The sequence below is a fragment of the Micromonospora sp. NPDC049301 genome, assembly GCF_040678715.1.
GTDB lineage: Bacteria > Actinomycetota > Actinomycetes > Mycobacteriales > Micromonosporaceae > Micromonospora.
The window spans coordinates 654,930-679,223 of the sequence record NZ_JBFAQO010000002.1 but is presented as its reverse complement, the minus strand read 5'-3'; the positions used below and the strand labels follow the sequence as shown (position 1 = coordinate 679,223).

22 protein-coding genes are annotated in these 24,294 nt (G+C 73.4%); 10 read left to right on the top strand and 12 right to left on the bottom strand.

What is annotated here, in order from left to right:
* Nucleotides 1-987 (top strand): pirin family protein, encoded by a 987-nt coding sequence (locus AB0K07_RS09270; RefSeq protein ID WP_363752407.1) that lies wholly within the window; start codon nucleotides 1-3, stop codon nucleotides 985-987.
* A gap of 62 nt (nucleotides 988-1,049) precedes the next feature.
* Here the strand turns inward: AB0K07_RS09270 and AB0K07_RS09265 are convergent, their stop codons facing one another.
* Nucleotides 1,050-1,178: a hypothetical protein gene (locus AB0K07_RS09265; protein ID WP_255787601.1), complete on the bottom strand. Its 129-nt coding sequence runs from the start codon at nucleotides 1,176-1,178 to the stop codon at nucleotides 1,050-1,052.
* A 130-nt stretch (nucleotides 1,179-1,308) separates the two neighbouring features.
* Between AB0K07_RS09265 and AB0K07_RS09260 the strand changes: the two genes are divergently transcribed.
* Nucleotides 1,309-2,898 carry a phospholipase D-like domain-containing protein gene (locus AB0K07_RS09260; protein ID WP_363752405.1) on the top strand — a complete coding sequence of 530 codons (1,590 nt, stop codon included), beginning with the start codon at nucleotides 1,309-1,311 and terminating at the stop codon, nucleotides 2,896-2,898.
* Here the strand turns inward: AB0K07_RS09260 and AB0K07_RS09255 are convergent.
* Nucleotides 2,847-3,605 (bottom strand): hypothetical protein, encoded by a 759-nt coding sequence (locus AB0K07_RS09255; protein WP_363752403.1) that lies wholly within the window; start codon nucleotides 3,603-3,605, stop codon nucleotides 2,847-2,849. The genes AB0K07_RS09260 and AB0K07_RS09255 overlap by 52 nt on opposite strands.
* 377 nt (nucleotides 3,606-3,982) lie before the next feature.
* Here AB0K07_RS09255 and AB0K07_RS09250 point away from each other — a divergent pair, with 377 nt between their 5' ends.
* Nucleotides 3,983-4,804, top strand: coding sequence for a SigB/SigF/SigG family RNA polymerase sigma factor (locus AB0K07_RS09250; protein WP_363752401.1), 822 nt, complete (start codon nucleotides 3,983-3,985; stop codon nucleotides 4,802-4,804).
* A gap of 113 nt (nucleotides 4,805-4,917) precedes the next feature.
* Here AB0K07_RS09250 and AB0K07_RS09245 read toward each other — a convergent pair whose 3' ends face one another.
* From AB0K07_RS09245 to AB0K07_RS09235, 3 genes are read right to left on the bottom strand one after another with little or no spacing between them, the layout of a single operon-like run.
* A complete protein-coding gene (locus tag AB0K07_RS09245) occupies nucleotides 4,918-5,508 on the bottom strand; it encodes a GNAT family N-acetyltransferase (RefSeq protein WP_363752399.1) in 591 nt (196 codons plus the stop codon).
* Nucleotides 5,505-7,028 (bottom strand): APC family permease, encoded by a 1,524-nt coding sequence (locus tag AB0K07_RS09240; protein WP_363752397.1) that lies wholly within the window; start codon nucleotides 7,026-7,028, stop codon nucleotides 5,505-5,507. The genes AB0K07_RS09245 and AB0K07_RS09240 overlap by 4 nt, the downstream gene beginning before the upstream one ends.
* Before the next feature lie 49 nt (nucleotides 7,029-7,077).
* A complete protein-coding gene (locus AB0K07_RS09235) occupies nucleotides 7,078-7,704 on the bottom strand; it encodes a GPP34 family phosphoprotein (RefSeq protein WP_363752395.1) in 627 nt (208 codons plus the stop codon).
* Nucleotides 7,705-7,888: 184 nt separating this feature from the next.
* On the opposite strand from AB0K07_RS09235, the gene AB0K07_RS09230 reads away from it, so the two are divergent.
* From AB0K07_RS09230 to hrpB, 3 genes are read left to right on the top strand one after another with little or no spacing between them, the layout of a single operon-like run.
* Nucleotides 7,889-8,713 (top strand): helix-turn-helix transcriptional regulator, encoded by an 825-nt coding sequence (locus tag AB0K07_RS09230; RefSeq protein WP_363752819.1) that lies wholly within the window; start codon nucleotides 7,889-7,891, stop codon nucleotides 8,711-8,713.
* A 41-nt stretch (nucleotides 8,714-8,754) separates the two neighbouring features.
* Entirely contained in the window at nucleotides 8,755-8,955 is a 201-nt protein-coding gene (locus AB0K07_RS09225) for a DUF397 domain-containing protein (protein WP_363752393.1), read from the top strand.
* 28 nt (nucleotides 8,956-8,983) lie between these two features.
* Nucleotides 8,984-11,608, top strand: a complete 2,625-nt coding sequence (gene hrpB, locus AB0K07_RS09220) for an ATP-dependent helicase HrpB (RefSeq protein ID WP_363752390.1) — start codon at nucleotides 8,984-8,986, stop codon at nucleotides 11,606-11,608.
* A 7-nt stretch (nucleotides 11,609-11,615) separates the two neighbouring features.
* Here hrpB and AB0K07_RS09215 read toward each other — a convergent pair whose 3' ends face one another.
* Nucleotides 11,616-12,341 (bottom strand): protein phosphatase 2C domain-containing protein, encoded by a 726-nt coding sequence (locus AB0K07_RS09215; protein WP_363752388.1) that lies wholly within the window; start codon nucleotides 12,339-12,341, stop codon nucleotides 11,616-11,618.
* 272 nt (nucleotides 12,342-12,613) lie between these two features.
* On the opposite strand from AB0K07_RS09215, the gene AB0K07_RS09210 reads away from it, so the two are divergent.
* The gene (locus AB0K07_RS09210) at nucleotides 12,614-15,223 is read left to right on the top strand and encodes a glycoside hydrolase family 9 protein (RefSeq protein ID WP_363752385.1); all 2,610 of its coding nucleotides are present in this window, start codon (nucleotides 12,614-12,616) and stop codon (nucleotides 15,221-15,223) included.
* A 254-nt stretch (nucleotides 15,224-15,477) separates the two neighbouring features.
* Nucleotides 15,478-17,232: an MFS transporter gene (locus AB0K07_RS09205; RefSeq protein ID WP_363752383.1), complete on the top strand. Its 1,755-nt coding sequence runs from the start codon at nucleotides 15,478-15,480 to the stop codon at nucleotides 17,230-17,232.
* 24 nt (nucleotides 17,233-17,256) lie between these two features.
* Here AB0K07_RS09205 and AB0K07_RS09200 read toward each other — a convergent pair whose 3' ends face one another.
* Genes AB0K07_RS09200 through AB0K07_RS09180 form a run of 5 tightly spaced genes read right to left on the bottom strand, consistent with a single transcriptional unit; the run spans nucleotide 17,257 to nucleotide 21,840 of the window.
* A complete protein-coding gene (locus AB0K07_RS09200) occupies nucleotides 17,257-17,514 on the bottom strand; it encodes a UBP-type zinc finger domain-containing protein (protein ID WP_363752380.1) in 258 nt (85 codons plus the stop codon).
* Nucleotides 17,511-19,088, bottom strand: coding sequence for a Na+/H+ antiporter (locus tag AB0K07_RS09195; RefSeq protein WP_363752377.1), 1,578 nt, complete (start codon nucleotides 19,086-19,088; stop codon nucleotides 17,511-17,513). The genes AB0K07_RS09200 and AB0K07_RS09195 overlap by 4 nt, the downstream gene beginning before the upstream one ends.
* Nucleotides 19,089-19,126: 38 nt before the next feature.
* Nucleotides 19,127-20,092 carry a TIGR03885 family FMN-dependent LLM class oxidoreductase gene (locus tag AB0K07_RS09190; protein ID WP_363752375.1) on the bottom strand — a complete coding sequence of 322 codons (966 nt, stop codon included), beginning with the start codon at nucleotides 20,090-20,092 and terminating at the stop codon, nucleotides 19,127-19,129.
* A 59-nt stretch (nucleotides 20,093-20,151) separates the two neighbouring features.
* Nucleotides 20,152-21,564, bottom strand: a complete 1,413-nt coding sequence (locus AB0K07_RS09185) for an NADP-dependent succinic semialdehyde dehydrogenase (protein WP_363752372.1) — start codon at nucleotides 21,562-21,564, stop codon at nucleotides 20,152-20,154.
* 12 nt (nucleotides 21,565-21,576) lie between these two features.
* Nucleotides 21,577-21,840, bottom strand: a complete 264-nt coding sequence (locus tag AB0K07_RS09180; RefSeq protein WP_363752370.1) for a DUF6343 family protein — start codon at nucleotides 21,838-21,840, stop codon at nucleotides 21,577-21,579.
* 105 nt (nucleotides 21,841-21,945) lie between these two features.
* Here AB0K07_RS09180 and AB0K07_RS09175 point away from each other — a divergent pair, with 105 nt between their 5' ends.
* Both AB0K07_RS09175 and AB0K07_RS09170 read left to right on the top strand, forming a co-directional pair.
* Entirely contained in the window at nucleotides 21,946-22,539 is a 594-nt protein-coding gene (locus AB0K07_RS09175) for an antibiotic biosynthesis monooxygenase (protein ID WP_363752368.1), read from the top strand.
* A gap of 119 nt (nucleotides 22,540-22,658) precedes the next feature.
* Nucleotides 22,659-23,507, top strand: a complete 849-nt coding sequence (locus AB0K07_RS09170; protein ID WP_363752365.1) for a GDSL-type esterase/lipase family protein — start codon at nucleotides 22,659-22,661, stop codon at nucleotides 23,505-23,507.
* Nucleotides 23,508-23,533: 26 nt separating this feature from the next.
* Here the strand turns inward: AB0K07_RS09170 and AB0K07_RS09165 are convergent, their stop codons facing one another.
* On the bottom strand, nucleotides 23,534-24,283 hold the full coding sequence (locus AB0K07_RS09165) for an EcsC family protein (protein WP_363752362.1): 750 nt from the start codon (nucleotides 24,281-24,283) through the stop codon (nucleotides 23,534-23,536).
* Nucleotides 24,284-24,294: the final 11 nt, after the last annotated feature.

The following is a 24,294-nucleotide window of genomic DNA, read 5'->3' as shown; positions in this document are numbered from 1 at the left end:
ATGCCCGCGATCACCGTTGAGAACGTCCTCGTCCTGCCCCGCCTGCCCCGGCTCGACGAGTCCACCAGGATCCGCCCGGTCCGCACCGTGACCACCGCGCCCAGCGGCTTCGAGGGTGAGGGTTTCCCGGTCCGCCGGGCCTTCGCCGGTGTGTCGACGACCGACCTGGACCCGTTCATCCACCTCGACCAGATGGGTGAGGTGGACTACGCGCCGGGCGAGCCGAAGGGCACTCCGTGGCACCCGCACCGCGGCTTCGAGACCGTCACGTACATCATCGACGGCATCTTCGACCACCAGGACTCGCAGGGTGGCGGCGGCACCATCACCGACGGCGACACCCAGTGGATGACCGCCGGCAGCGGCCTGCTGCACATCGAGGCCCCGCCGGAGCACCTGGTGACCAGCGGTGGGCTCTTCCACGGCACCCAGCTCTGGGTCAACCTGCCCCGCGCCGCCAAGATGAACCCGCCCCGCTACCAGGACATCCGGGGCCGGGAGTCGGCGCTGCTCACGACGCCCGACGGCGGCGCGCTGATCCGGGTCATCGCCGGTGAGGTGGCCGGGCACCGCGGCCCGGGTTCCACCTTCACCCCGATCACCATCACGCACGTCACCGTCCAGCCGGGAGCGCAGGTCGACCTGCCCTGGCAGCCGGAGTTCAACGCCCTGGTGTACGTGCTCGGTGGGCGCGGCACCGTCGGCGCCGACCGGCGGCCGGTACGGACCGGTCAGCTCGCGGTGCACGGTCCCGGCGACGCGCTGCGCTTCAGCGCGAACCCCACGCAGGACAGCAACACCTCCGCACTGGACCTCTACATCATGGGCGGCCAGCCGATCCGCGAGCCGGTGGCGCAGTACGGCCCGTTCGTGATGAACACCCGCGACGAGCTGATCCAGGCGTTCGAGGACTACCAGGCCGGTCGGCTCGGCGTGATCCCGACCGAGCGGCTGCCGCACACCGGCGGTCAGGGCGCCCGGCCCTGACCGCGGTCAACCGCTGAGGTCGGCGCCGGCGCCCCGTTCACCGCGGGGCGCCGGCGCCGACCTCAGGAGACGGCGAATATCCCAGCGACCCCGAGAATCACCATGAGCAACACCGCTACCAACGCCCCCCGTTCGCTCTCCACCGCCGGCTCGCGGTATTCGGTCACGGGGTTCGTCGTCTCGCGGGGCATGGTGTGGCCTCCTCGGTGGTGTCGCGTCGTTTCGGGTGGATCCCGGCTCGTCGTTCAGCCGGCTCTGGCGTGCGGACCCGCGTCGGTGGTCCTACCGTGAGGACGTTGCCGACCTCCGGGGGGCTGGACGTTGCCGTTGCAGGACTGGTTCCTCACCGCACAGGAACGGGCCAACCCGGTCTCTGGGTTACCCGTCTGGACGACCGGAAACCTCGCCGAGCCACTGATTCACGGTGCGGCGTACTTCGACCGGCTGGTCGACGAGGTGCAGTCGCTCACGGCCGGCGACCATCTCTTCTTCACCGACTGGCGCGGTGACCCGGACCAGCGGCTGCGTCCGGACGGCCCGACCGTGGCCCAGCTCTTCGCCCAGGCCGCGCAGCGCGGAGTGGTGGTCAAGGGACTGATCTGGCGCTCCCACCTCGACGCCCTGGCCTACAGCGAGGCGGAGAACCGCGACCTCAGCGAGACGATCTCCGCGGCCGGCGGGGAGGTGCTGCTCGACCAGCGGGTCCGCCGTGGCGGCTCGCACCACCAGAAGCTGGTCGTGCTGCGGCATCCGAACGCCCCGGAACGGGACATCGCCTTCGCCGGGGGAATCGACCTGTGCCACAGCCGGCGTGACGACGCCGCGCACCGCGGCGATCCGCAACCGGTGCAGATGTCTCCCCGGTACGGCCCCAACCCGCCCTGGCACGACGTGCAGCTCGCGCTGCGCGGTCCGGTCGTCGGCGCGCTGGACACCCTGTTCCGGGAGCGGTGGACCGACCCGATGCCGCTGGACTCGGAGAACCCGATGGCCTACCTGCGGGACCGGCTACGCGGTGCCGACCTGCGCCCGGATCCGCTGCCCGAGCAGCCGGCGGACCCGCCGGCTCTCGGCCCGCACCAGATCCAGGTGCTGCGCACCTACCCCGCCGTCCGGCCGCGCTACTCCTTCGCGCCGGACGGCGAGCGGACGGTGGCCCGGGGCTACACCAAGGCGGTACGCCGCGCCCGCCGGCTCATCTACCTGGAGGACCAGTACCTCTGGTCGAGTGAGGTGGCCGACCTGTTCGCGCACGCCCTGCGGGACAACCCGGAGCTGCACCTGATCGCCGTGGTGCCCCGCCACCCGGACGTGGACGGCAGACTCGCGCTGCCTCCGAACATGGTCGGCCGTGAGCAGGCGCTGTCGCTGTGCGAGCAGGCCGCGCCGGACCGGGTGCACGTGTTCGACGTGGAGAACCACGCCGGCGGCCCGGTCTACGTGCACGCGAAGGTCTGCGTGGTGGACGACGTCTGGGCCAGCGTGGGCAGCGACAACTTCAACCGCCGCTCCTGGACGCACGACAGCGAGTTGTCCTGTGCGGTGCTCGACGACACCCGAGACCAGCGGGAGCCCACCGATCCGGGCGGGCAGGGCGATGGGGCGCGGGCCTTCGCCCGGGAGTTGCGGCTGCGGCTCTGGCGCGAGCACCTGGACCGTGACCCGGCCGGTGCGGACGACGCCGACCTGCTCGACCCGACGGACGCCGTCGCGGCCGTCACGGCCGCTGCCGACGCGCTGCAACGGTGGTACGACGGCGGCCAGGTCGGCGACCGTCCACCCGGTCGGCTACGCCCGCACCGCCCCGAACGACTGCCCTGGTACACCCGCGCCTGGGCGCTGCCGGTGTACCGGCTGGTCTACGACCCGGACGGCCGGCCGCTGCGGGCCAGGTTGGCCGGCACCTGGTGAACCGACCGGACCGGCGGCAGCGGCGGGCTGCTCCCGCCGGGGTACACGCTCAGCCCGCCGGGGTAGGCGAACGAGGAGCGCGGCGAGTAGTAGCCGAAACCGATGGTCAGCGGGTTCGCCGGTCGTAGCGCGTACATCGGGTGGCCGGGCTCGAGGAACTCGACCGACTCGATCTCGAACGGGGCGACCGGCTCCGCCACGAACGGGTAGACGGCGCTGAGCAGTTGGCCGTCGCGGCGGGTGAAGTAACGGTGGTGCCCGCTGCTGATGACGTGGCCGGTCTCCCCCACCCGACAGCGGGCCCGGATCAGCGGTGCCCCGTCGGCCTCGGTCACCGAGACGAGGTCGCTGCCGCGTACGTCGATGCTGGTGTGGCCGGTGATCGCGGGGGCGCCACGGGCGGCGGCGTACTCGCGGACCGTGCGGCTCGATCCCACGTAGTGCGTCCACCAGCCGCCGGGGCTGAGGCCGCCCGGGGCGTCCACGCCGGTCAGCGAGACGCCGAGGTAGGTCAGCGAGTAGGCGCCGAAGCCGGAGGTCTGCGTCTCGTCGTCGACGATGTACTGGTTGAGGAACACCTGTCGGTCCGGGCGGGGACGCAGGCCGGCGGGGACCAGAGCGGCCACCGCGTCGGGATCCGCCGGCAGCCAGCTGAAGTAGAGCGTGCGGCTGTTCACGACGAGCTGGGGAGCGGTTGGATCGAGCACGGTGCCTCCGAACCGGGTGTGTACACGCGACGCTACGGCCGGTCCCACCGGCGGGACAACGACGGATAGTCGACAACTCGGCCCAGATGTCGGGTTTCATGTTGACCGCTCGGCCAGCACCGGTGGCCGACCGGGTGGCCCGGGTGGGGTGACCGGACCGCGGGACATGGACCGGAGAACCAGTAAGAGACCTCACAGCTGCCCAACCTTCCGCACCATTTGCGTCTTTCCTGGCGGAAAATGGCTTAAGTGCATCAGCCTTTCGGCTAGATTTCGGGGAGACGATCAGGCTAAGGTGAGTCCCGAACGGCCCATACGAAGCTAAACCAAAGAGCCACGCCTTTTTGTCCGCGGACGAGGTGCAGGGAGGACCACCCATGACCGCGCCAACGATCACTGAGCAGTCGAGCACCACGGCCACGAGCACGAAGCTCGACCCGCGCGCGCTCACCGACAGCGCCACCGACGTGCTCAACGCCATGGCGGCGCTGCCCGCCAACCACCCGTCGCGCGCCGCCCTGCGCGACCGGGCTATCGAAGCCTGGCTGCCGCTGGCCAACCACCTCGCCCACCGCTACAGCGGGCGGGGCGAGCCCACGGACGACCTGGCGCAGACCGCCGCGGTCGGTCTCATCAAGGCCATCGACAAGTTCGACCCGTCCCGCGGCGTCGACTTCGCCGGGTACGCCATCCCCACGATCATCGGCGAGCTCAAGCGGCACTTCCGCGACCGCACGTGGGACATCCGGGTGCCCCGCCGGCTCCAGGAGCTGCGGCTGTCCATCTCCGACGCCAACAGCTCGCTCCTGCAGACCCTCGGCCGCTCGCCGACGGTCGCCGACATCGCCGCCCACCTCCAGCTCACCGAGGAAGAGGTGCTGGAGGGCCTGGAAGGCGCCCGCGCGTACAACGCGGTGTCGCTGTCCACCCCCACCGGCGACGGCGAGCGCGCCACCGAGCTGGGCGACATGCTCGGCGGCGAGGACGCGGAGTTCGAGCTGGCTGAGCTGCGGGTCGCGCTCGGCCCGGCGCTGGCCACGCTCGACGAGCGGGAGCAGAAGATCCTCACCCTGCGGTTCTACGGCAACCTGACGCAGTCGCAGATCGCCGAGCAGATCGGCGTCTCGCAGATGCACGTCTCCCGGCTGCTGGCCCGGGCGCTGACCAAGCTGCGCGGTCAGCTCGACGGCACGTACTAGGTGATGCACGGTCGAGGGCCGGGTCGGCGGACCCGGCCCTCGACCGTGGGCACGAAATGTCACGCGAACGTGACAGCGCGTACGGCCGGGCGACAGTCGCCCGGCCGGTTCCGTCAGCGGCTCACCGGCTCCCGCCACATCGGCCAGAACGGCGTGCCGTCGGGCAGTCGGAACGGCTCGCCGACCCGGTAGCCGTGCTGCGCGTACAGGTCCCGGCTGCGCGGGCTGCTCGCCTCCAGGTAGCCGGGCATCCCGTTGGCGTCCAGCCAGGCATGGTGGTGCCGAAGCAGCGCGGTGCCCAGCCCCTGTCCCTGCCGGTCCGGCTCAACCGCCAGGAAGGCGAGGTGGTGGTGGTCCGGGTGCGGGTGGTTGGCCGCGAACAACTCGTCGAGATGCTCGAACCGGTCGGTCCACTCACCGCAGGCCGCCGCGAGCCGGGCCTCGTAGTCCGGCGGCGGCGGGGTCGGCTCGCCGACCGAGGGGAACCAGACCGCGACCGCGGCGCGATCCGCGGTGGCGTACACCAGGCCGTGCCGCATCGCGTGCTCGACCAGGATCTCGAAGTTGCCGGCCAGCACGGCCTCCCGCTTGCTGGCGTCGGGCACCAGCCAGCGGGTCACCTCCAGCGCGGTGAACGCCTGCGCGATCCGGCCGGCCACCAGCGCGCTGTCCTCCGGCCCGAGGCGGTCGATGGCCACGCTCATCGCGGCACCTCCGCTCCGGCCGGTGCCGGCGGCTGCTCCACCGGCCGGACCGTGGCCGTGGCGCTCTCCGCGCCGAGGCCGATCCGGGCGTACGTGCCCGGGCGGCTGCCGCGCAGCACCAACGCCCAGCCGACGCCCAGCGCGGCCGCCACCGGGTACACCGCGGGCAGCGCCCAGCGCAGGGTGGAGTCCGGCGCCACGCCGAGCAGGTTGGCGAAGTTCGACACGGCCAGCCAGATGATCACAAAGAGCGCGATGGTGGCCAGGCCGGGTGCGATGACCCGCCGCCAGAGCGTCTCGCCGCCGCCGGAGCGGACGAAGTAGGCGATCACCGCCACCGAGGTCGTCGCGATCAGCAGCAGCACACCGAACCCGCCGGTGGTGCCACCCCAGAAGAACAGCTTGACCACCGGATCCCAGCCGTTGACCGCGTACAGCACGATGACCAGCAGGCCGAGGACGCTCTGCGCCAGCGAGGCGGCCCGGGGCGCACCGCTGCGCGGTGAGGTCTGCCCGAACACCGCCGGCAGCACCCGCTCCCGACCGAGCGCGAACGTGTAGCGGGCCGTGGTGTTGTGGAACGAGATCATCGCCGCCAGCACCGAGGTCAGGAAGAGCGCCTGGCCGATGGTGACCGCGGTGTCGCCGAGCTGCGCGCCCGCCAGGTTGAAGATCAGCCCGACGCTCTGCTCACCGGCCTCGGCGACGATCCGGTCCGGTCCGACGGCGACCGTCATGGTCCAGGAGGAGAGCGCGTACAGCCCGGCGATAATCGCGACCGAGAGGTACGTCGCCAGCGGCACGGTGCGCTTCGGGTCCTTGCTCTCCTCGCTGAAGACCACAGCGGACTCGAAGCCGACGAAGCCGAGGATGGCCAGTACCAGCACCGCGCCCAGGCCCGGCACGAAGAGGTTGTCCGGCGACAGCGCGGCGAAGCTGACCTGGCCGTCGGCCGGGTTGCCGAGCTGCCCCAGGTCGAAGATCAGGATCACCACGATCTCGGCGACCAGCAGCGCCGCCAGCACCAGGCCGTTGATGTCCACCCGGAGGAGGCCGAGCAGGCCCACCAGTGCCCACGCCACCAGGGCGACGATCGACCAGTGCGGATGGCCACCGAAGATGCGGTCGAGCACCGGCTCGGCGGCCACGCCGATGGTGCCGTAGAGCCCGACCTGAAGCGCGTTGTACGCGATCAGCGCCACCCAGGCGGCGCCGACGCCGGCCGGTCGTCCCAGGCCCCGGGAGACGTAGGCGTAGAAGGCGCCGGCGTTCTCCACCCGGCGGGACATCGCCACGTAGCCCACCGAGAACAGGGCGAGCACCGCGGCGACCACCAGGAAGGCCAGCGGGATGCCGGTCACGCCGATGACGCCGTAGCCGGTGGTGACGACGCCGGCCACCACGGTCAGGGGCGCGGCGGCGGAGAGCACGAAGAAGATCACCGAAGGGACGCCGAGGCGGCCTCGGGCAAGGGATTCGGAGACGTTGCTGGGTCGGTCGACTGTCGATGTCGGGGGCATACGACTACTCCGGTCGTCGAGGGGAGGGTTGGGGGTTACTCCGGGGGGATCAGGGGATGCCGCGGAGGACGGCGGCGCCGACGGCGGCCTCGGTGTGCCCGACGAGTTCCTTCAGGGGCGCCGGCAGCGCGGGGATGAGGACGTTCAGCCGGTGATGGGCGCGGGGGCCGGCGCTCCACAGCACCTCGCGGGTCAGCCCGGCGGCCACCACGAGGCCGAGCAGCAGGGCATCCGGCACGCTCGGCGGGTCCGGCCGGTCCAGCAGGGCCCGCAGCCGGGTGGCCGGCCACGCCGAGGCGTTGAGGTCGATCGGCAGGTAGCTGACCGAGGTGCGCAGCAGCCGCCGGCTCTCCTGGCGACGCAGCACTCCGGCCCGGGCCAACCGCTCCCCCACCGAGGTCGTCGCGCTCTGCGCCAGGAAGCTGAGCCAGGTGCGGACCGCCTGGTGCTGGGACTCGCCGATCAGCTGGTCGAGCACGGTGTGCGCGAGCGCGTCGCCCGGCGGGCGCCGGTCGATGACCGTGACATGTCCGTTCGAGACGGTGATGTGTCCATACAGGATCAGCTCGCCGAGCAGGCCGCCGGCCAGGCCGAGCCCGGTCGCGGCCGGGTGGAGTCTGGCCTTGCCGCGACTGTCGTTGTGCGCGATCAGGAAGAACTCGTCGGCGATGAGCAAACGGTCCTCCCGTAGGGGTGTGTCCACAGTGATCGCGACCGGGAAAGGATGCACCGACAGCTACCGCAATGCAACTCCCAGATTTGAAAGTTGCACTCCGTACAGGCCCGACCTGCGGATCTTGTCGTGACAGACTCGGACGGTGACCGCCACCCCCACCAGCCGACCCACCGCCAGCCCGACCGTGCGCCGTCGACGCATCGCCCGGGAGCTTCGCCAGCTCCGGGAACGCGCGGGCATGACGCTCGATGTGGCGGCCCGCCAGCTCGACATGTCCAAGAGCAACCTCTCCCGGATCGAGAACGCGCAGATCGGCATCAAACCCCGCGACGTCCGGGCGGCGCTCGCCCTCTACGAGGTGACCGGGGCGGACGCCGAGGCACTCATCGAGATCGCCCGGAGCGCACAGCAGCGGGGCTGGTGGCAGAACTACAGCGACGTGCTGCCCGAGTGGTTCGAGTTCTACGTCGGGCTGGAGGCCGAGGCGGCGGCGCTGCGCACGTACGAGGCCGAGTCGGTGCCGGGTTTGTTGCAGACCGAGGCGTACGCCCGGGAGATCTACCGGCGCACCGCGGGCGAGGAGGGCTTGGAGCGCAAGGTGGCGGCCCGGTTGCACCGGCAGGAGGTGCTGCGGGGCGACGACCGGGTCCAGTTGTCGGTGGTGCTCAACGAGGCGGTGCTGCTGCGCCCGGTCGGTGGCACCGACGTGATGGCGGAACAACTGGCCCACATGAGTCGGATCGCGCAACTACCTAACGTTACGATCCAGGTACTTCCGTTCGCGGCCGGCGGGCACCCCGCCATGAGCACCCCGTACGTGCTCCTCAACTTCGCCGACACCGCCGACGCGTCCGTGGTTTACCTGGATAACCTCACGATGGGGCTGGCGCTGGAGGACGCCGATCAGGTGCTCGGGTATAGCCTTCTGCACGAGGAGCTGTGCCGGATGGCGCTCGATCCGGCGGCGTCGATGAGCCGCCTGGAGCAGGCTTCTCGTAACTTTGCGTGACCGCGTCTGCGGCACGCCGACCCAGACGAGAGGCATCGCGGATGACGGCGTACGACCTGACCCGGGTGGACTGGCGGACCAGCACGCGCAGCAGCGGCAACGGCAACTGCGTGGAGGTCGCGACAGCCGACGGGCAGGTCGCCGTCCGGGACAGCAAGGACCGGTCGGGCCCGGTGCTCGCCTTCGACCCGTCGGCCTGGCGCACGTTCCTGCACGGGGTCGGCGAGGTCCGCCGCAGCTGAGCCACCGGGGCCGGTGCGAGACTGGGCCGTGCTCTCCGACGTAACCCTGGACCTGCCGGTACGCCCGGTGCTGCCGGCGCTGGTCGCGGCGCTCGACGCGGCCGGCGCCGGGGTCCTGGTGGCCCCGCCGGGCACCGGCAAGACGACGCTCGCGCCGTTGGCCGTGGCCGACCGGGTCACCGGCCGCGTGGTGATCGCGCAGCCCCGTCGGGTGGCCGCGCGCGCCGCCGCCCGGCGGATGGCCGACCTGCTCGGCGAGCGGGTGGGCGACCGGGTCGGCTACGCGGTCCGCGGCGAGCGCCAGGTCAGCCGTGCCACCCGGGTGGAGGTGGTCACCACCGGGCTGCTGGTCCGCCGGCTGCACCACGACCCGGAACTGCCCGGCACGGGCGCGGTGCTGCTCGACGAGTGCCACGAGCGCCAGCTCGACGCCGACCTCGCGCTGGCCTTCGCGGTCGAGGCACGGGCCACCCTCCGGCCGGACCTGTGGCTGCTGGCGATGTCCGCCACCCCGGACACGGACCGGTTCGCCGCGCTGCTCGGCGGGCCCACGCCGGCCCCGGTCGTCCGCGCCGAGTCGGCGCTGCACCCGGTGCAGCGGATCTGGGTTCCGCCGTCACGACCGATCGCCCCGCCCGGAGCCGGGCCGGTGGACCGCGCCCTGCTCGACCACGTGGCGGCCACCGTCCGGCGGGCGCTACGCGAGCGCGACGGCGACGTGCTGGTCTTCCTGCCCGGAGCCGGGGAGATCGCCGCGGTCAGCGGGCGGCTGGCCGACCTGCGGGACACCGTCGACCTGCTGCCGCTGCACGGACGGCAGCGCGGCGCCGAGCAGGACGCCGCCCTGCGTTCACGACCGTCCCGGGCGCCGGGAGCCGGAACGGTCGCGGAAGATCGACGCCGGGTGGTGCTGGCCACCGCGCTGGCCGAGACCAGCCTGACCGTGCCGGGCGTGCGGGTGGTGGTGGACGCCGGACTGTCCCGGGTGCCCCGCACCGACCTGGCCCGTGGGCTGGGCGCGTTGGTCACCGTGCCGGTCTCCCGGGCCGCCGCCACCCAGCGGGCCGGCCGGGCCGGCCGGGAGGCCCCCGGGACCGTCTACCGCTGCTGGTCCGCGGCGACCCACGAGCGGCTCCCCGCCCGGCCGGAGCCGGAGATCGCCACCGCCGACCTGACCGGCTTCGCGCTGGAGCTGGCCGCCTGGGGACGGCCGGACGGCGTCGGGCTGGCGCTGCCCGACCCGCCGCCGGCGGCGGCGATGGCGGTGGCCCGGGACACGCTGACCACCCTGGGCGCGGTCGACGCGGACGGCCGGATCACCGGGCGGGGGCGGGCGATCGCCGCCGCCGGGGCGCATCCACGACTGGCCCGGGCGCTCATCGACGGCGCCGGTCGGGTCGGCGCCGACCGGGCGGCCGAGGTGGTGGCCCTGCTCGCGGAGGAGAACGCAGCCGGCCCGGGCGACGATCTGGTCGCCGGTTGGCGTCGGCTGCGCGCCGGGGCGGACGCGGGCGCGACCGCCCGCTGGCGGGCCGAGGTGCGCCGGCTTCGGGCCGCCCTGCCCGCAGGCTCCGCACCCGAGGGCCGCGCCGCCGATCCAGCGGGCGGTCCGGGACGTGGCGGCACTGCCGTGCAGGCCGGCGGGCGGGGGCGCGGCGGTCCCGGTGGGCTCACCGACGACCTGGCCGCCGGGCTGCTGGTCGGGCTGGCGTACCCCGAGCGGTTGGCCCGGGTGCGGCGGCCGGGGGGTTCGGCGTACCTGATGACCGGTGGGACCGCCGCGGAGCTGGCGGCCGGGTCGGGGCTGACCGGGTCGGACTGGCTGGCGGTGGCCGTGGCGGACCGTACCCCCGGCGCGCCGTCGGCGCGGATCCGCCGGGCCACCCCGCTGGACGAGGCGACGGCCCGGGAGGCGGCCGGTCCCCTGCTGTCCACGCGCCGGGAGGTCGGCTGGTCCGAGGGGGACGTGGTGGCCCGGGAGGTGACCCGCCTGGGGGCGATCGTGCTGCAGGAGCGCCGGCTGGACCGTCCGGACCGGGCGGAGGTGGCGGCGGCGCTGCTGACCGGCCTGCGCCAGGAGGGGTTGGGGCTGCTGTCCTGGACGCCGGCGGCGCTGGCCCTGCGCGAGCGGCTGGCGTTCACCCGGCACCACCTCGGCGCACCGTGGCCCGACGTCAGCGACGAGGCGTTGCTCGCCGCCGCGCCGACCTGGCTGGGCCCGGAGCTGGCCGCCGCCCGACGCCGCGCCGACCTGGCCCGGGTCGACGTGGCCTCCGCGCTGCGCCGGCTGCTGCCGTGGGCGCAGGCGGCCCGCTTGGACGAGCTGGCCCCGGAACGGATCGAGGTGCCCAGTGGTTCCCGGATCCGGGTGGACTACGCCGACCCGGCAGCGCCCGTGCTCGCGGTGAAGCTCCAGGAGACGTTCGGCTGGCCCGCGGCCCCGCGCATCGGCGGCGGCCGGGTGCCGGTGCTGCTGCACCTGCTCTCCCCCGCCGGCCGGCCGGTGGCGGTCACCGCCGACCTGCCGTCGTTCTGGCGCACCGGCTACCCGCAGGTCCGCTCCGAGCTGCGTGGCCGCTATCCCCGGCACCCGTGGCCGGAGGATCCGGCCACCGCGACGCCCACCCGGCGCGCCGCACCGCGCCGGCGCTGAACGCCGGTTACTCCTCCACCACGTCGGCCACCACCACGGTGACGTTGTCCGGCCCACCGGCGTGCAGCGCGAGGTCGATCAGCTTGCCGGCGCAGGCGGTCCGGTCCGGATAACCGGTGAGCACCTCGGCGAGGGTGTCCGGGCGGACCACGTTGGAGAGTCCGTCGCTGCACAGCAACCACCGGTCGCCGGCCCGGGGCACCATCGTCGCGTACGACGGGGAGACGTCGTCGCCCTGCAACGCCTGGGTGACCACCGCCCGGCGCGGGTGGCTGCTTGCCTGGTCCGCGGTGATCACGCCCTGGTCCACCAGCATCTGGACGAAGGTGTCGTCCCGGGTGACCTGTTTGAGCACTCCCTCGCGGAGCAGATAGGCCCGCGAGTCACCGACGTGCGCGAGGGCGAGGCAGCTGCCGGTGCGGGCGAAGAGCAGGGCGGTCAGTGTGGTGCCCATGCCCTGCCGCTCCGGGTCCTCGGCGACCGCCTGCCGGATCCGGGTGGTGGCCAGCGCGATGCCACCCTGGAGAGCGGCCACCAGGGCGTCCTCAGGGGTCTCCACGTCCAGAGGAGCGACCGCGTCGATGGTGAGTGCGCTGGCCAGGTCACCGGCCGCCATCCCGCCCATGCCGTCGGCGACGGCGACGAGCCAGGTCCCGGCGTGCAGGGCGTCCTGGTTTCCACTGCGGATCAGCCCACGGTCGCTCGTTCCCACGGAACGCAGCTTCAGGGTCATGGGAGGCAGCCTGCCAGGCGAAGGGCGCAGTTGTCTCTAGGAGATCAGGACGACGACGCGTGGCGCGGCCAATCTCACGTGTCCGCCACGGCGCGTCGTGGCGCTCCGACCCGGCGTGGTGCTGAGCCTACCGCCCTTGTCGGACGCCGAAAGCCATCCAGTCGGATCGATTGACACGACGCGCGGTCGCTGGAAACATCGAGCCGACACTTGGGAGCGCTCCCAGTTTCCGCCACCACCACCCGTCCCACTCCGTCCCGGAAGGACTCCCCGTGACGCCATCCCGACGCCGCCTCCTGCTGGCCGCGGCGACCACCCTGGCCCTCACCGGCGTGGGCGCCGGCGCGGCCTCCGCCGACCCACCACCGGACGCCCCCGAGCAGATCGACAACGGCGACTTCAGCGCCGGCGTGAGCCCCTGGTTCTCCTACGGCACCGGCGCACTGGCGGTGACCGACGGCCAGCTCTGCACCACCGTCCCGGGCGGGCTGGCCAACCCGTGGGACGCCGGCATCGGACAGGACGGCGTACCGCTCGTCGCCGGCGCCGAGTACACCCTCGGCTTCACCGTGTCCGCCACTCCCGGCGCCGCGCTCAAGGCCGTCCTCCAGCTCGGCAGCGCCCCGTACACCACGTACGCCGCCGTGGACGCCACCGCCACCGGCACCGCCCAGCGGGTCGAGCAGACCTTCACCGTCCCGGACGGCAACCCCGCCGCCCAGCTGATCTTCCAGGTCGGCGGTGCCGCCGAGACGCAGACCGTCTGCCTGGACGACGTCTCGCTGCGCGGCGGCGAGCCGCCCGAGCCGTACGAGCCGGACACCGGGCCACGGGTGCGGGTCAACCAGGTGGGCTACCTCCCCGGTGGGCCGAAGAACGCCACCGTGGTCACCACCGCCACCGAGCCGCTGCCCTGGCAGCTGCGCTCGGCCGCCGGCGCGGTCCTCGCCAGCGGCACGACCACGGTGCGCGGTGTCGACGCCGCCTCCGGGCAGAACGTGCAGACCGTCGACTTCTCCAGCTACCGCACGCCCGGCAGCGGTCTCACGCTCACCGTGGACGGTGAGACCAGCCACCCGTTCGACATCTCGGGCACCCTCTACGACCGGCTGCGCGCCGACTCGCTCCAGTTCTTCTACGCCCAGCGCAGCGGCATCGCCATCGACGGCGACCTGATCGGCGACGAGTACGCGCGGCCCGCCGGCCACCTCGGCGTGGCGCCCAACCAGGGCGACACCAACGTGCCCTGCCAGCCGGGCGTCTGCGACTACTCGCTGGACGTGCGCGGCGGCTGGTACGACGCCGGCGACCACGGCAAGTACGTGGTCAACGGCGGCATCGCCACCTACCAGCTGCTGAACACCTTCGAGCGAACCAGGACGGCGGCCACCGCGGCCGGCGGTGCCGGGCTCGCCGACGGCACGCTGCGGGTGCCCGAGCGCGGCAACGGCGTGCCGGACATCCTCGACGAGGCCCGCTGGGAACTGGAGTTCCTGCTGCGCATGCAGGTGCCGGCCGGCCGACCGCTGGCCGGAATGGCTCACCACAAGATCCACGACCGGAACTGGACCGGGCTGCCGCTCGCCCCGCACGACGACCCGCAACCGCGCGAGCTGCACCCACCGTCCACCGCGGCCACCCTCAACCTGGCCGCCACCGCCGCCCAGTGCGCACGGCTCTACGCCCCCTACGACGCGGCGTTCGCAGCCCGCTGCGCCACCGCCGCGACGACCGCCTACGCCGCGGCCAAGGCCCACCCGGCGGTGTACGCCAGCCCGAGCGACAGCACCGGCGGCGGCGCGTACGACGACACGACCGTCACCGACGAGTTCTACTGGGCCGCCGTCCAGCTGTACCTGAGCACCGGCGCGCAGGGGTACCGGACCGACCTGACCGCCTCGCCGCACCACACCGGCAACGTGTTCGACCCGCGGGGCTTCGGCTGGCAGGGCACCGCCGCGCTCGGCCGGCTGGACCTGGCCACCGTGCCGAACGGGCTCCCCGCCGCCGAGCTGACCCGGATCCGCGCCTCGGTCACCGCCGCCGCCGACGCGTACCTCGCCGAGCTGCGCCGGCAGGCGTACGGGCTGCCGATGCCCGGGGACGCCGGCAGCTACTTCTGGGGCGCCAACAGCAACATCATCAACAACGCCGTCGTCCTGGCCACCGCCTTCGACCTGACCGGCGACGCCAGGTACCGCGACGGCGCGGTCCAGGCGATGGACTACCTGTTCGGCCGCAACGCGCTGAACATCTCCTACGTCACCGGGTGGGGTGAGCACGCGGCGGAGAACCAGCACAGCCGGATCTTCGGCCACCAGCTCGACCCGAAGCTGCCGCGCCCACCCGCCGGCTCCCTCGCCGGCGGGGCGAACGCCGCACTCCAGGACCCGTTCGCGGCGCAACTGCTCGCCGGCTGCGCACCGATGTTCTGCTACGTCGACGACATCAACTCGTACGCGACCAACGAGGTGGCGATCAACTGGAACTCTGCACTGGCCTGGATCGCCTCGTTCCTGGCCGACCAGGGTGACGCCGGCGCCGTGCCGCCCACCACCTGCGCGGTCCGCTACACCAACTACGGCGCCTGGCAGGGCGGGACCGGGTTCACCGCACAGCTGACCGTCCGCAACACCGGCGCCACGACCGTCAACGGCTGGAGCGTGCGGTTCGCGTTCACCGGCGACCAGCGGGTGCGCGAGGCGTGGCTGGCGAAGCTCACCCAGTCCGGGGCTACGGTGACCGCGCGCAACGAGTCGTACAACGCGAAGATCGCGCCGGGCGGAACGGTGACGTTCGGCTTCAACGCGACAACCGGCGGCGGCGCCAACCCCAACCCGGGCCTGGTCACCGTCAACGGGGCGCCCTGCACCCTCTCCTGACCCCGACTCCGGGTGGCCGTCCGCTGTGGGCGGCCACCCGCGGGGCCTCGGGGCCGCTGGCGGTCGTCGTCGTGTCTCGTGACGCCGGTCCGGGCGTTGTGACCGACCTCGCGTCGTTCGGGACTGCCGGCTCCGCCCAGCCTGCCTAGCGTCGGCGCCATGACTGCCAACGGGGACATGACGTTCGACACCGACAGCGTCGAGCTGACCATGGCGGTCCCGGCCCTACTGCCCTGCCGGCGCTGATGCCGGACATGTCGCCGCTTCCCCCGTCCGGGCGGCTGCGCACCCTCTCCCTCGCCACCCTGGCGAACTCCGTCGGCGCGGGGCTGTGGTTGACCGGCGCGGCTCTCTACCTCACCCGGGTCGTGGGACTCTCCGCTGTCCAGGTGGGCGCCGGGCTCAGCGTCGCCGGGCTGGTCGGGCTGACCGCCAGCGTGCCGCTCGGCGGGCTCGCGGACCGGCGCGACCCGCGTACGCTGCGAGCCGCCCTGCAGGTGCTCCAGGCGGCGGTTGCCGCGGCGTACCTGCTGGTCGGCTCGTTCCCGGTGTTCCTCGTCGTCGCGGTGCTCGAGCTTTTGTTGACCTCCGGCAACCTCGCGGTCCGCGCCGCGCTGGTCGCCGCCGTTGCCGGCCCGCAGGCTCGGGTGCACGCCTTCGCCACGCTGCGGGCGGTGGCGAACCTGGGCATCGCGCTCGGGGCGGGGCTGGCCGGGTTCGCGCTGGCCGCCGACACGCATCTGGCGTACCAGATCCTGGTGGCAGGCAACGCGGCCAGCTATCTGGTGTCGGCGGCGCTGCTGTTGCGGCTGCCGGCCTTCCCGCCGCCCCCGCATCCCGCGACGGCCGCTGCTCTGCGCCGGGGCCGTCCGCTGCACGACGGCCGCTTCCTCGCGGTCAGCGGTGCGTCGGCGGTGCTCGCCCTGCACCAGACGGTACTCACGCTGGTGGTGCCGCTCTGGGCGGTGACCCTCATCGGGGCGCCCCCGCCCGTCGTGTCGGCTGTGCTGCTGACCAACACGCTGCTCACCGTACTGCTGGCGGTGCGGCTGAGCCGGGGCGCGGACGCCGCGGCCCCGGCGGCCCGGAAGATGCGCCGCGCCGGCCTGGTGCTGGCCGCCGCGATGCTGCTGTACGCGGCCACCGCCACCCTGCCCACCACGTCGGCGGTCACGCTGCTGCTGGTCGCCACCGTCGTCTACACCGTCGGCGATCTGTGGCACAGCACCGCCGCGGCCGGTCTCGCCTACGATCTCGCTCCGCCGGACGCGGTCGGCGCGTACCAGGGTGCCGACGGGATGCTCGCCGGTCTGGCCCGCGCCGTCGCCCCGGCCCTGCTGACGCTGGTGGTGCTCGACGGCGGCGTGCCCGGCTGGCTGGCCGTCGGCGGGCTCTTCGCCGTGGTGGGCCTGGCCACCACGGCGTTGACCGGGTGGGCGTTGGCCACCCGCCCGGGGCGTAGCAGCATGGTGGGCATGACCGACCAGCAGAGCATCACCATTCGCCCCGGTGGTCCCGACGATGCCGCGACCGTACTGCGGCTGCTCGACGGCGCCACCGCCTGGCTGGCGGCGCGCGGCCGGACCCGTCAGTGGGGTACCGAGCCGGCGTCGACGGATCCGCGCCGGATCGCCCAGGCCGATGGCTGGGCCTCGGGCGGCGGCCTGCACCTGGCGATGCGCGACGACCGCCCGGTCGGCGCCCTGGTGGTCGGCGCCGCCAGCGACGACGTGCCCCCGGCCACCGAGCCGGAACTCTACGTGCGGCTGCTGGTCACCGACCGGGAGCACGCCGGCCTGGGGATCGGGGCGCGGCTGCTGGAGCACGCCGCGGAACTGGCCCGGTCGCGAGGGCTGGGGCTGCTCCGGGTGGACTGCTACGGCGGCGACGATCGGGCGCTGGTCGGCTTCTATGAGCGCTGCGGCTTCACCGCCACCGACCCGTTCACCGTCACACGCCCGGGACGCGACCCGTGGCCGGGACAGCTCCTCGTCCGCCGCCTCGCCTGAGCGCTGACCGCCTGAACGGGGCGGTCAGCCGATCTCCTCGTCGATGTAGCACCACCGCCAGGCCTCACCGGGCTGCACCGAGCGGATCACCGGGTGGCCGGTCGACTCGAAGTGCTTCGTCGCGTGCTGGTACGGCGACGAGTCGCAGCAGCCGACGTGCCCGCAGGTCAGGCAGGCCCGCAGGTGCACCCAGTCGTCGTTGCCGATGGCGACGCAGTCCGGGCACTGCTCAGTGCCAGCCACCTCCGGGGCACCGGCCTCGGTCAGGTGCTGGCAGCTCATCCCTCGACCTCCTGTCGCCGCAGCAGGGACTCTTCAAGGTCCAGGTCACGATAGGCCCGCACCAGCACCTCCTCCGGGATCCGACCGGCATCCCGGGCGGCCCGGAAGACATCCCGCTCGGCGTCGATCATCTCTTGTCGCAGCCGACCGTACGCCTGGGACGGGGTTTCCCGCTCGGCGCCGCCGAGGCGTTCCCAGGCCAGGTTGGTGCGGTCGTCCAACCGCCGGCGCAGCCGGTCCACGACGGCCGCCGGCGCGGTGTCGGCCAACTCGTCCAGGCGGTCGCGGGCGGCCTTGCTGGCCTGCTGTTGCACGCCGGCGGCCGACAGCGCGTCCTGCACCGGGTCGTCGGGCGGGAGCTTCAGCCGCCGGGCGACGAGCGGCAGCGTCGCCCCCTGGCCGACCAGGGTGACCACGATCACCGCGAAGGCCAGCCAGATGAACAGCGCCCGGGGGTAGGGCGCGTCGTCGGCCAGGGTCAGCGGCAGGGCCAGCGCGGCGGCCAGCGTCACCACGCCCCGCATCCCGGCCCAGCCGATGATGATCGGGAACTTCGGCGACGGCGCCTCGTCCCGGCGGCGGACCCGGGGCACCAGCCGGGCCAGGTAGGTGGCCGGGAACAGCCAGACGAACCGGGTGAGGATCACCGCGGCGAGCACGGCGAGGGTGACCGTGGTGAGCGAACCGAACGGCTCATCGAGGTCCCGCAGCACCTCCGGCAGCTGGAGACCGACCAGCAGGAAGACCAGCCCCTCCAGCAGGAACCGGGCCAGCCGCCAGAACGCGCCGACCTGCAACCGGGACGCCGCCGACAGCAGCTGCGGCAGCTTGTGACCGAGCGCCAGACCGGTGACCACCACCGCGACCACGCCGGAGGAGTGCACCTCCTCGGCGGCGAACACCACCGCGAACGGGATGATCAACGACAGCGCGTTGTCCAGCAGCGGATCGTTGATCCGCCGGTGCAGGAAGCCGAAGAGCAGCGCGCCGAGCCCACCGATCAGGATGCCGCCGCCGGTGGCCCGCAGCACCTCGACGGCGACGTCGGCGGCACCGACGGCCGACCCGGCGACGGCGAGCGTCGCGACCCGCAGCAGCACCAGCGCCGTCGCGTCGTTGATCAGGCTCTCCCCCTCCAGGATCGTGACCACCCGGCGGGGCAGCCCGACCCGCCGGGCGACCGCGGTGGCGGCCACCGCGTCCGGCGGCGCGACCACCGCGCCGAGGGCCAGGCAGATCGCGAACGGCACCTGCGGCAGCAACAGGTGCACCACCAGGCCGACCACGAACGCCGTGAACAGCACCAGGCCGACGGCGAGCAGCAGGATCGGCCGAATGTTGTTCTTGAACGCCGGCACCGAGGTCTCCAGCGCCGCCACGTAGAGCAGCGGCGGCAGGATGCCGACCAGCACCAGCTCCGGGTCGAGGTGGACCTGCGGGAAGCCCGGCACGAACGAGAGCGCCAGCCCGAGCACGACCAGCAGGATCGGCGCGAGCAGGCCGAGCCGGCGGGCCAGCGCCGCGCCCAGGGTGGCGACCGCCAGGAAGACGACGACCGGAAACAGGCTTTCCATGGGGTACGAGCCTAGGGCGCGAGGGAGCCGAGCCCCGATCAGCCGGCGGGGCGCAGCTTCGGCAGCACCTCGGCACCGAACGCGTCGATGAACCCGCGCTGCTCCTGCCCGACGTGGTGCAGGGCGATCTGGTCGAAGCCCAGCTCCACGTACTCCTCCAGCCAGCCCACGTGCCGGCCCAGGTCAGCGGAGACGTTCACGACCTGCGCGACCCGCTCCGGCGGCACGTCGGCCGAGACCGCGTCGAAGTGCTCGACGGTCTCCAGGTCCCAGCAGACCGGCGGGGCGAAGACGTTGCTGCGCCACTGGTCGTACGCGAGCGCCTCGGCCTGCGCCTGCTCCGGCGCCCAGCTGACGTGCACCTGCAGGTGCAGCGGCCCACGCCCGCCGGCGTCGCGGTACGCGTCGATCATCTCGCGCAGGTGCGCCACCGGCGCGTTCACGGTGATCAGCCCGTCCGCCCACTCGGCGCACCAGCGGGCGGTGGCCACACTGACCGCGGCCCCGACCAGCGCGGGCGGTTGCTCGGGCCGGGTCCACAGCCGGGCCCGGTCCACCCGGACCAGGCCGTCGTGGCTGACCTCCTCGCCGGCCAGCAGTGCCCGGATCACGTCCACGCACTCCCGCAGCCGGGCCGCACGGACGTCCTTGCGGGGCCACGGGTCGCCGGTGATGTGCTCGTTGCTGGCCTCGCCGGTGCCCAGCGCGGCCCAGAACCGGCCCGGGTACATCGCGCCGAGGGTGCCGATGGCCTGCGCGATGATCGCCGGGTGGTAGCGCTGGCCGGGGGCGTTGACCACGCCGAACGACATGCCGGTGGCCTGCAACGCGGCGCCCAGCCAGGACCAGGCGAAGCCGGACTCGCCCTGCCGAGCGCTCCACGGGGAGAAGTGATCGGAGCACATGGCGGCGTCGAAGCCGGCCCGCTCGGCGTGCATCACCGCCTCCAGCAGGGCGCGAGGGGGGATCTGCTCATGCGAGGCGTGAAAGCCGAACACCGTCATGGACGCACTTCCTACCCACGACGGCGTCCGGCTGAACCGCCCGGGCGGCTGCCCGCGACCTACTCGGCGTGCGCGCCCGCGCCGGCCGAGGCGGCGCCCTCGCCCACCCAGACCGTCTTGGTGTTGCAGAACTCCCGCATCCCCAACGCCGACAGCTCCCGGCCGTAGCCGGAGTTCTTCACGCCGCCGAACGGCAGCTCGGGGAAGGACGTGGTCATGCCGTTGATGAAGACGTTGCCGGCGTCCAGGTCGGTGGCGAAGCGCTCCTGCTCGGCCGGGTCCCGGGTCCAGGCGTTCGAGCCGAGCCCGAAGGAGGTGCCGTTGGCCACCTCGATCGCCTCCTCGTACGACGACACCCGGTACAGCCCGGCGACCGGGCCGAAGACCTCCTCGCGCCACATCCTCATCTGCGGGGTGAGGTCGGTGACCACGGTCGGCGGGTAGAACCAGCCGTCACCGGCCGGTAGCTCGCCACCGCAGAGCACGGTCGCGCCGTTGTCCACCGCGTCGCGCACCTGGGCGTGCACCTCGTCGCGACCGCCCTTGCTGGCCAGCGGCCCCACGTCGGTGTTCGGATCCATCGGGTCGCCGACCCGCAGGGCCGCCATGTTCGCGGCGAACTTCTCGGCGAAGGCGTCGAAGACGTCGGTGTGCACGATGAACCGCTTCGCCGCGATGCAGGACTGGCCGTTGTTCTGGCAGCGCGCGGTGGTGGCCACCTCGGCGGCCCGGTCCAGGTCGGCCGAGGGCATCACCACGAACGGGTCGCTGCCGCCCAGCTCGAGCACGGTCTTCTTCAGCTCGCGGCCGGCGATCTGGCCGATGGACCGACCGGCGCTCTCGCTGCCGGTGAGCGTGGCGGCGCGCACCCGGGGATCACTGAGGATCCGGTCGACGGCGTCCGAACCCACCAGCAGGGTGGTGAACGCCCCCTCCGGGTAGCCGGCCCGCCGGAACACGTCCTCCAGCAGCAGCGCGGTCTGCGGCACGTTTGAGGCGTGCTTGAGCAGGCCGGTGTTGCCGGCCATCAGCGCCGGTGCGGCGAAGCGCATCACCTGCCAGAGCGGGAAGTTCCACGGCATCACCGCGAGCACCGGGCCGATCGGTTGGTAGCGGATGAACGCCCGGGTCGCCGACACCGCCTTCGCGTCGGCCGGCTCGTCGGCGAGGAACGACGGCGCCCGGTCGGCGTAGAAGCGGCAGGCCGAGGCGCACTTGGTCACCTCGGCCTGCGCCGCGACGTACGTCTTGCCCATCTCGGTGGTCATGATCCGGGCGATCTCGTCCCGGTCGGCCTCCAGCAGGTCGGCGGCGGCGTGCATCCACCCGGCGCGCTGGTCGACCGTGGTCCCGCGCAGCTGCTGGTACGCGAGGTCGGCGCGCTCGATGGCGGCGTCGAGCTGCTCGGTGGACATCGCCTCGTAGGTCTTGAGCACCTGTCCGGTGGCGGGGTTGGTGGTGGCGATGGGCATCTCGTCCTCCTGTCACTCGAACAGCGAGTGCCTGACGCCCGGTTCCTCGCGGCGGCGGGCGGCGCGGCGGCGCTGGATCACGACGAGGTCGACCACGGCGACCACGGCGAAGATCGCGCAGAGTACGCCGAGCCAGGCGAGGTCGGCCCAGAACGCCAGCACCGCGAAGAGCACCATGATCACCAGCCCGAAGCCGGCGAGGGTGAGCCGGAGGTTCAGCGCGCTGTACGCGTGGCCGACCGTGCCACGGGCACGCCGGGGCTGCGCTCTCGTCATACCCTCCGACCTACCCCCGATCGCCGGCGTTAACCGGGCGGGGCGCGCCGGTGTGCTCGGTTACATCCGTTCGCCCCACGGCCCCGTGGACCGCAGGATGGATCCATGTCCATGACCCAGACCGTGCCGGTGACCGTCGCGATCGCCCGGCGCGCCGATCCGGCCCGGGCCAGCGAGATGGTGGCCTGGATGCGGGCCGGCACGGCGCTGGCCGAGGCGTTCCCCGGGTTCCTCGGCGCGGGCTGGGTGCAGAGCGGTCCGGGCTCGCCGGAGTGGCACATGCTCTACCGGTTCGCGGACGCGGAGACGCTGCACCGGTGGGAGGAGTCGCCGCAGCGGCACTGGTGGCTCAGCTCCGCGCAGGGCATCGTCGAGCACACCCGGGTCGAGCGGCGCACCGGTATCGAGGGTTGGTTCGACCCGCCGCTGGAGCACTGGGTGGACCCGGTCGAGGCGATTCCGCCGGCGTCGCCGCCGAGGTGGAAGCAGGCGGTGACCATCTGGTTGGCGTTCTTCCCGCTGAGCCTCACGGCCACGCTGCTGACCAGCCGGTTCCTCGCCGACGTGCCGCTGGCGGCCCGGGTGCTGATGATGACGCTCTGCCTGACCCCGCTGATGACCTACCTGGTGCTGCCCCGGATCACCCGGGCGCTGCACTGGTGGCTGCACGGCCAGCCGGCTCCCTGGCGGAGCTCATAACACCTCGACGCGCCGGCGCCGACGCTCTGCCGCATACCCGACAGCAACTTCCCGGCAAACCACGTCCTACGCATAGAGTTACCGCGCTGTCGCTCTGTGCTGCCGAGACGGGGGATGTCATGCCTCGACGCTGGGTCGCCGCGCTGGCCTGCCTCGCCGCGCTGGTCGCGCTGGCCTGCGAGGGCGATCCCTCCGCGACCCCCCGCCCCACCAGGAGCGCTCAACCCGGCGGGCCGGGTGGCATCGCCGCGCTCGGCGACTCGATCAGCACCGGCTTCGCCTCCTGCCTGGTGCTCACCTCCTGCGAGCGCAACTCCTGGTCGACGGGGGACGGCCTGCGGGTGCGCAGCCACTACCGGCGGCTGCTCGACCAGGACCCGGCGATCCGCGACCGGAGGTACAACCACGCTCGACCGGGGGCCCGCGCCGACGCGCTGGAGGGCCAGGCCCGCGCGGCGGTACGCGACCGCGCCGACTACGTCACGGTGCTGATCGGCGCCAACGACGTCTGCCGGGGTGGGGTGGACGCGATGACGCCGGTGACCGAGTTCCGGGCCGACGTCGACCGGGGTCTGCGGGTGCTGCGGACCGGCCGGCCGAAGGCCCGCGTGCTGGTGGTGAGCGTTCCCGACCTGTACCGGCTCTGGGAGGTCGGGCACGGCGACTCGCGGGCGGTGCGCGCCTGGCGGCGGGGCGTCTGCCCGGCCCTGCTGGCGAACGCGACCTCGACGGCACCCGCCGACCGGGCCCGCCGTGCCGCGGTGCGGGACCGGATCGACGCGTACAACGCGCAACTGGTGACCGCCTGCCGGGCGTACGGCTCGCGGTGCCGGCACGACGGCGGCGCCGTGCACGGGGTCCGGTTCACCCTCGACATGCTGAACCCGCTGGACTGGTTCCACCCCAACGTCACCGGGCAGGGCCGGCTCGCCGAGGTGACCTGGCGCGCCTCGGGCCTGGCCGACTGACCATCCTCGGCGCCGCCAGCAGCGGGTCAGCGGTGGCGGGGCTCCGGCACGGCGGCGCCGCGCGGGCGGTAGAGCGCCCGGGAACGCTCCGCGAGGTCCTTGGTGGCCGACGAGTTGGCCCAGGTGCCGAGCACGATCGCCGCGCCGGGCACGATCTTGGCCACCATCCGCTTGGCCGCCCGGACGCCGGCCATCTGCGCCAGCCGCACGCCGAGTCGCAGCATGACGTGACCGAGCGGACGCTGGCCGCCCAGGCCGAAGAGCGCGTCGGCGCGTTCCCGGCCGGCGGCCACGCCGAGCGCCAGGCGGGCACTCTCGGCGACCTTGTGCACCCGCTGGAGCACCAGCAGATCGGTGGCGCGGTCGGGGTGCAACGGGTCGACGTCGTACACGGCGGCGATGTGCAGCACCATCCGCGCCTGGGTCCAGGCCAGCACGCCCACGTCGAGCACGGCGCCGGGCAGCCCGGCCGCGCCGGAGACAGCCCCGGAGAGGCGGGCCAGGTTGAGGAACTTCCGGGCCGCCTGGTCGGCCAGGACATCGGCCGAGACACCGGGCTGATCGGCCCGGGCCCGGGCGGCCCACTGGGCGCCCTCCGGCCCGAGCCGGCGCACCGCCTCCAGGGCGAGGTGCTCGGGGGCGTACTGCGGATCCGCGCGCATCCGGTCCCACAGTCGTGCCGGCGGACCCTCGGGGGCGTCCACCGGCGGGGCCGGCAGGTTGGCGGGCGGTTGGGGGGCGGCGGGCTGGCCGCCGACGGGCGGGGTGTCGGTCACCGGGTCTCCCC

Bases quoted from the DNA above. Each gene is read 5' to 3' on its own strand.
- AB0K07_RS09270 (WP_363752407.1), top strand. From the start codon at position 1: ATGCCCGCGATCACCGTTGAGAACGTCCTCGTCCTGCCCCGCCTGCCC.
- AB0K07_RS09265 (WP_255787601.1), bottom strand. From the start codon at position 1,178: ATGCCCCGCGAGACGACGAACCCCGTGACCGAATACCGCGAGCCGGCG.
- AB0K07_RS09250 (WP_363752401.1), top strand. From the start codon at position 3,983: ATGACCGCGCCAACGATCACTGAGCAGTCGAGCACCACGGCCACGAGC.
- AB0K07_RS09245 (WP_363752399.1), bottom strand. From the start codon at position 5,508: ATGAGCGTGGCCATCGACCGCCTCGGGCCGGAGGACAGCGCGCTGGTG.
- AB0K07_RS09240 (WP_363752397.1), bottom strand. From the start codon at position 7,028: ATGCCCCCGACATCGACAGTCGACCGACCCAGCAACGTCTCCGAATCC.
- AB0K07_RS09225 (WP_363752393.1), top strand. From the start codon at position 8,755: ATGACGGCGTACGACCTGACCCGGGTGGACTGGCGGACCAGCACGCGC.
- AB0K07_RS09215 (WP_363752388.1), bottom strand. From the start codon at position 12,341: ATGACCCTGAAGCTGCGTTCCGTGGGAACGAGCGACCGTGGGCTGATC.
- AB0K07_RS09205 (WP_363752383.1), top strand. From the start codon at position 15,478: ATGTCGCCGCTTCCCCCGTCCGGGCGGCTGCGCACCCTCTCCCTCGCC.
- AB0K07_RS09200 (WP_363752380.1), bottom strand. From the start codon at position 17,514: ATGAGCTGCCAGCACCTGACCGAGGCCGGTGCCCCGGAGGTGGCTGGC.
- AB0K07_RS09195 (WP_363752377.1), bottom strand. From the start codon at position 19,088: ATGGAAAGCCTGTTTCCGGTCGTCGTCTTCCTGGCGGTCGCCACCCTG.
- AB0K07_RS09190 (WP_363752375.1), bottom strand. From the start codon at position 20,092: ATGACGGTGTTCGGCTTTCACGCCTCGCATGAGCAGATCCCCCCTCGC.
- AB0K07_RS09185 (WP_363752372.1), bottom strand. From the start codon at position 21,564: ATGCCCATCGCCACCACCAACCCCGCCACCGGACAGGTGCTCAAGACC.
- AB0K07_RS09180 (WP_363752370.1), bottom strand. From the start codon at position 21,840: ATGACGAGAGCGCAGCCCCGGCGTGCCCGTGGCACGGTCGGCCACGCG.
- AB0K07_RS09175 (WP_363752368.1), top strand. From the start codon at position 21,946: ATGTCCATGACCCAGACCGTGCCGGTGACCGTCGCGATCGCCCGGCGC.
- AB0K07_RS09170 (WP_363752365.1), top strand. From the start codon at position 22,659: ATGCCTCGACGCTGGGTCGCCGCGCTGGCCTGCCTCGCCGCGCTGGTC.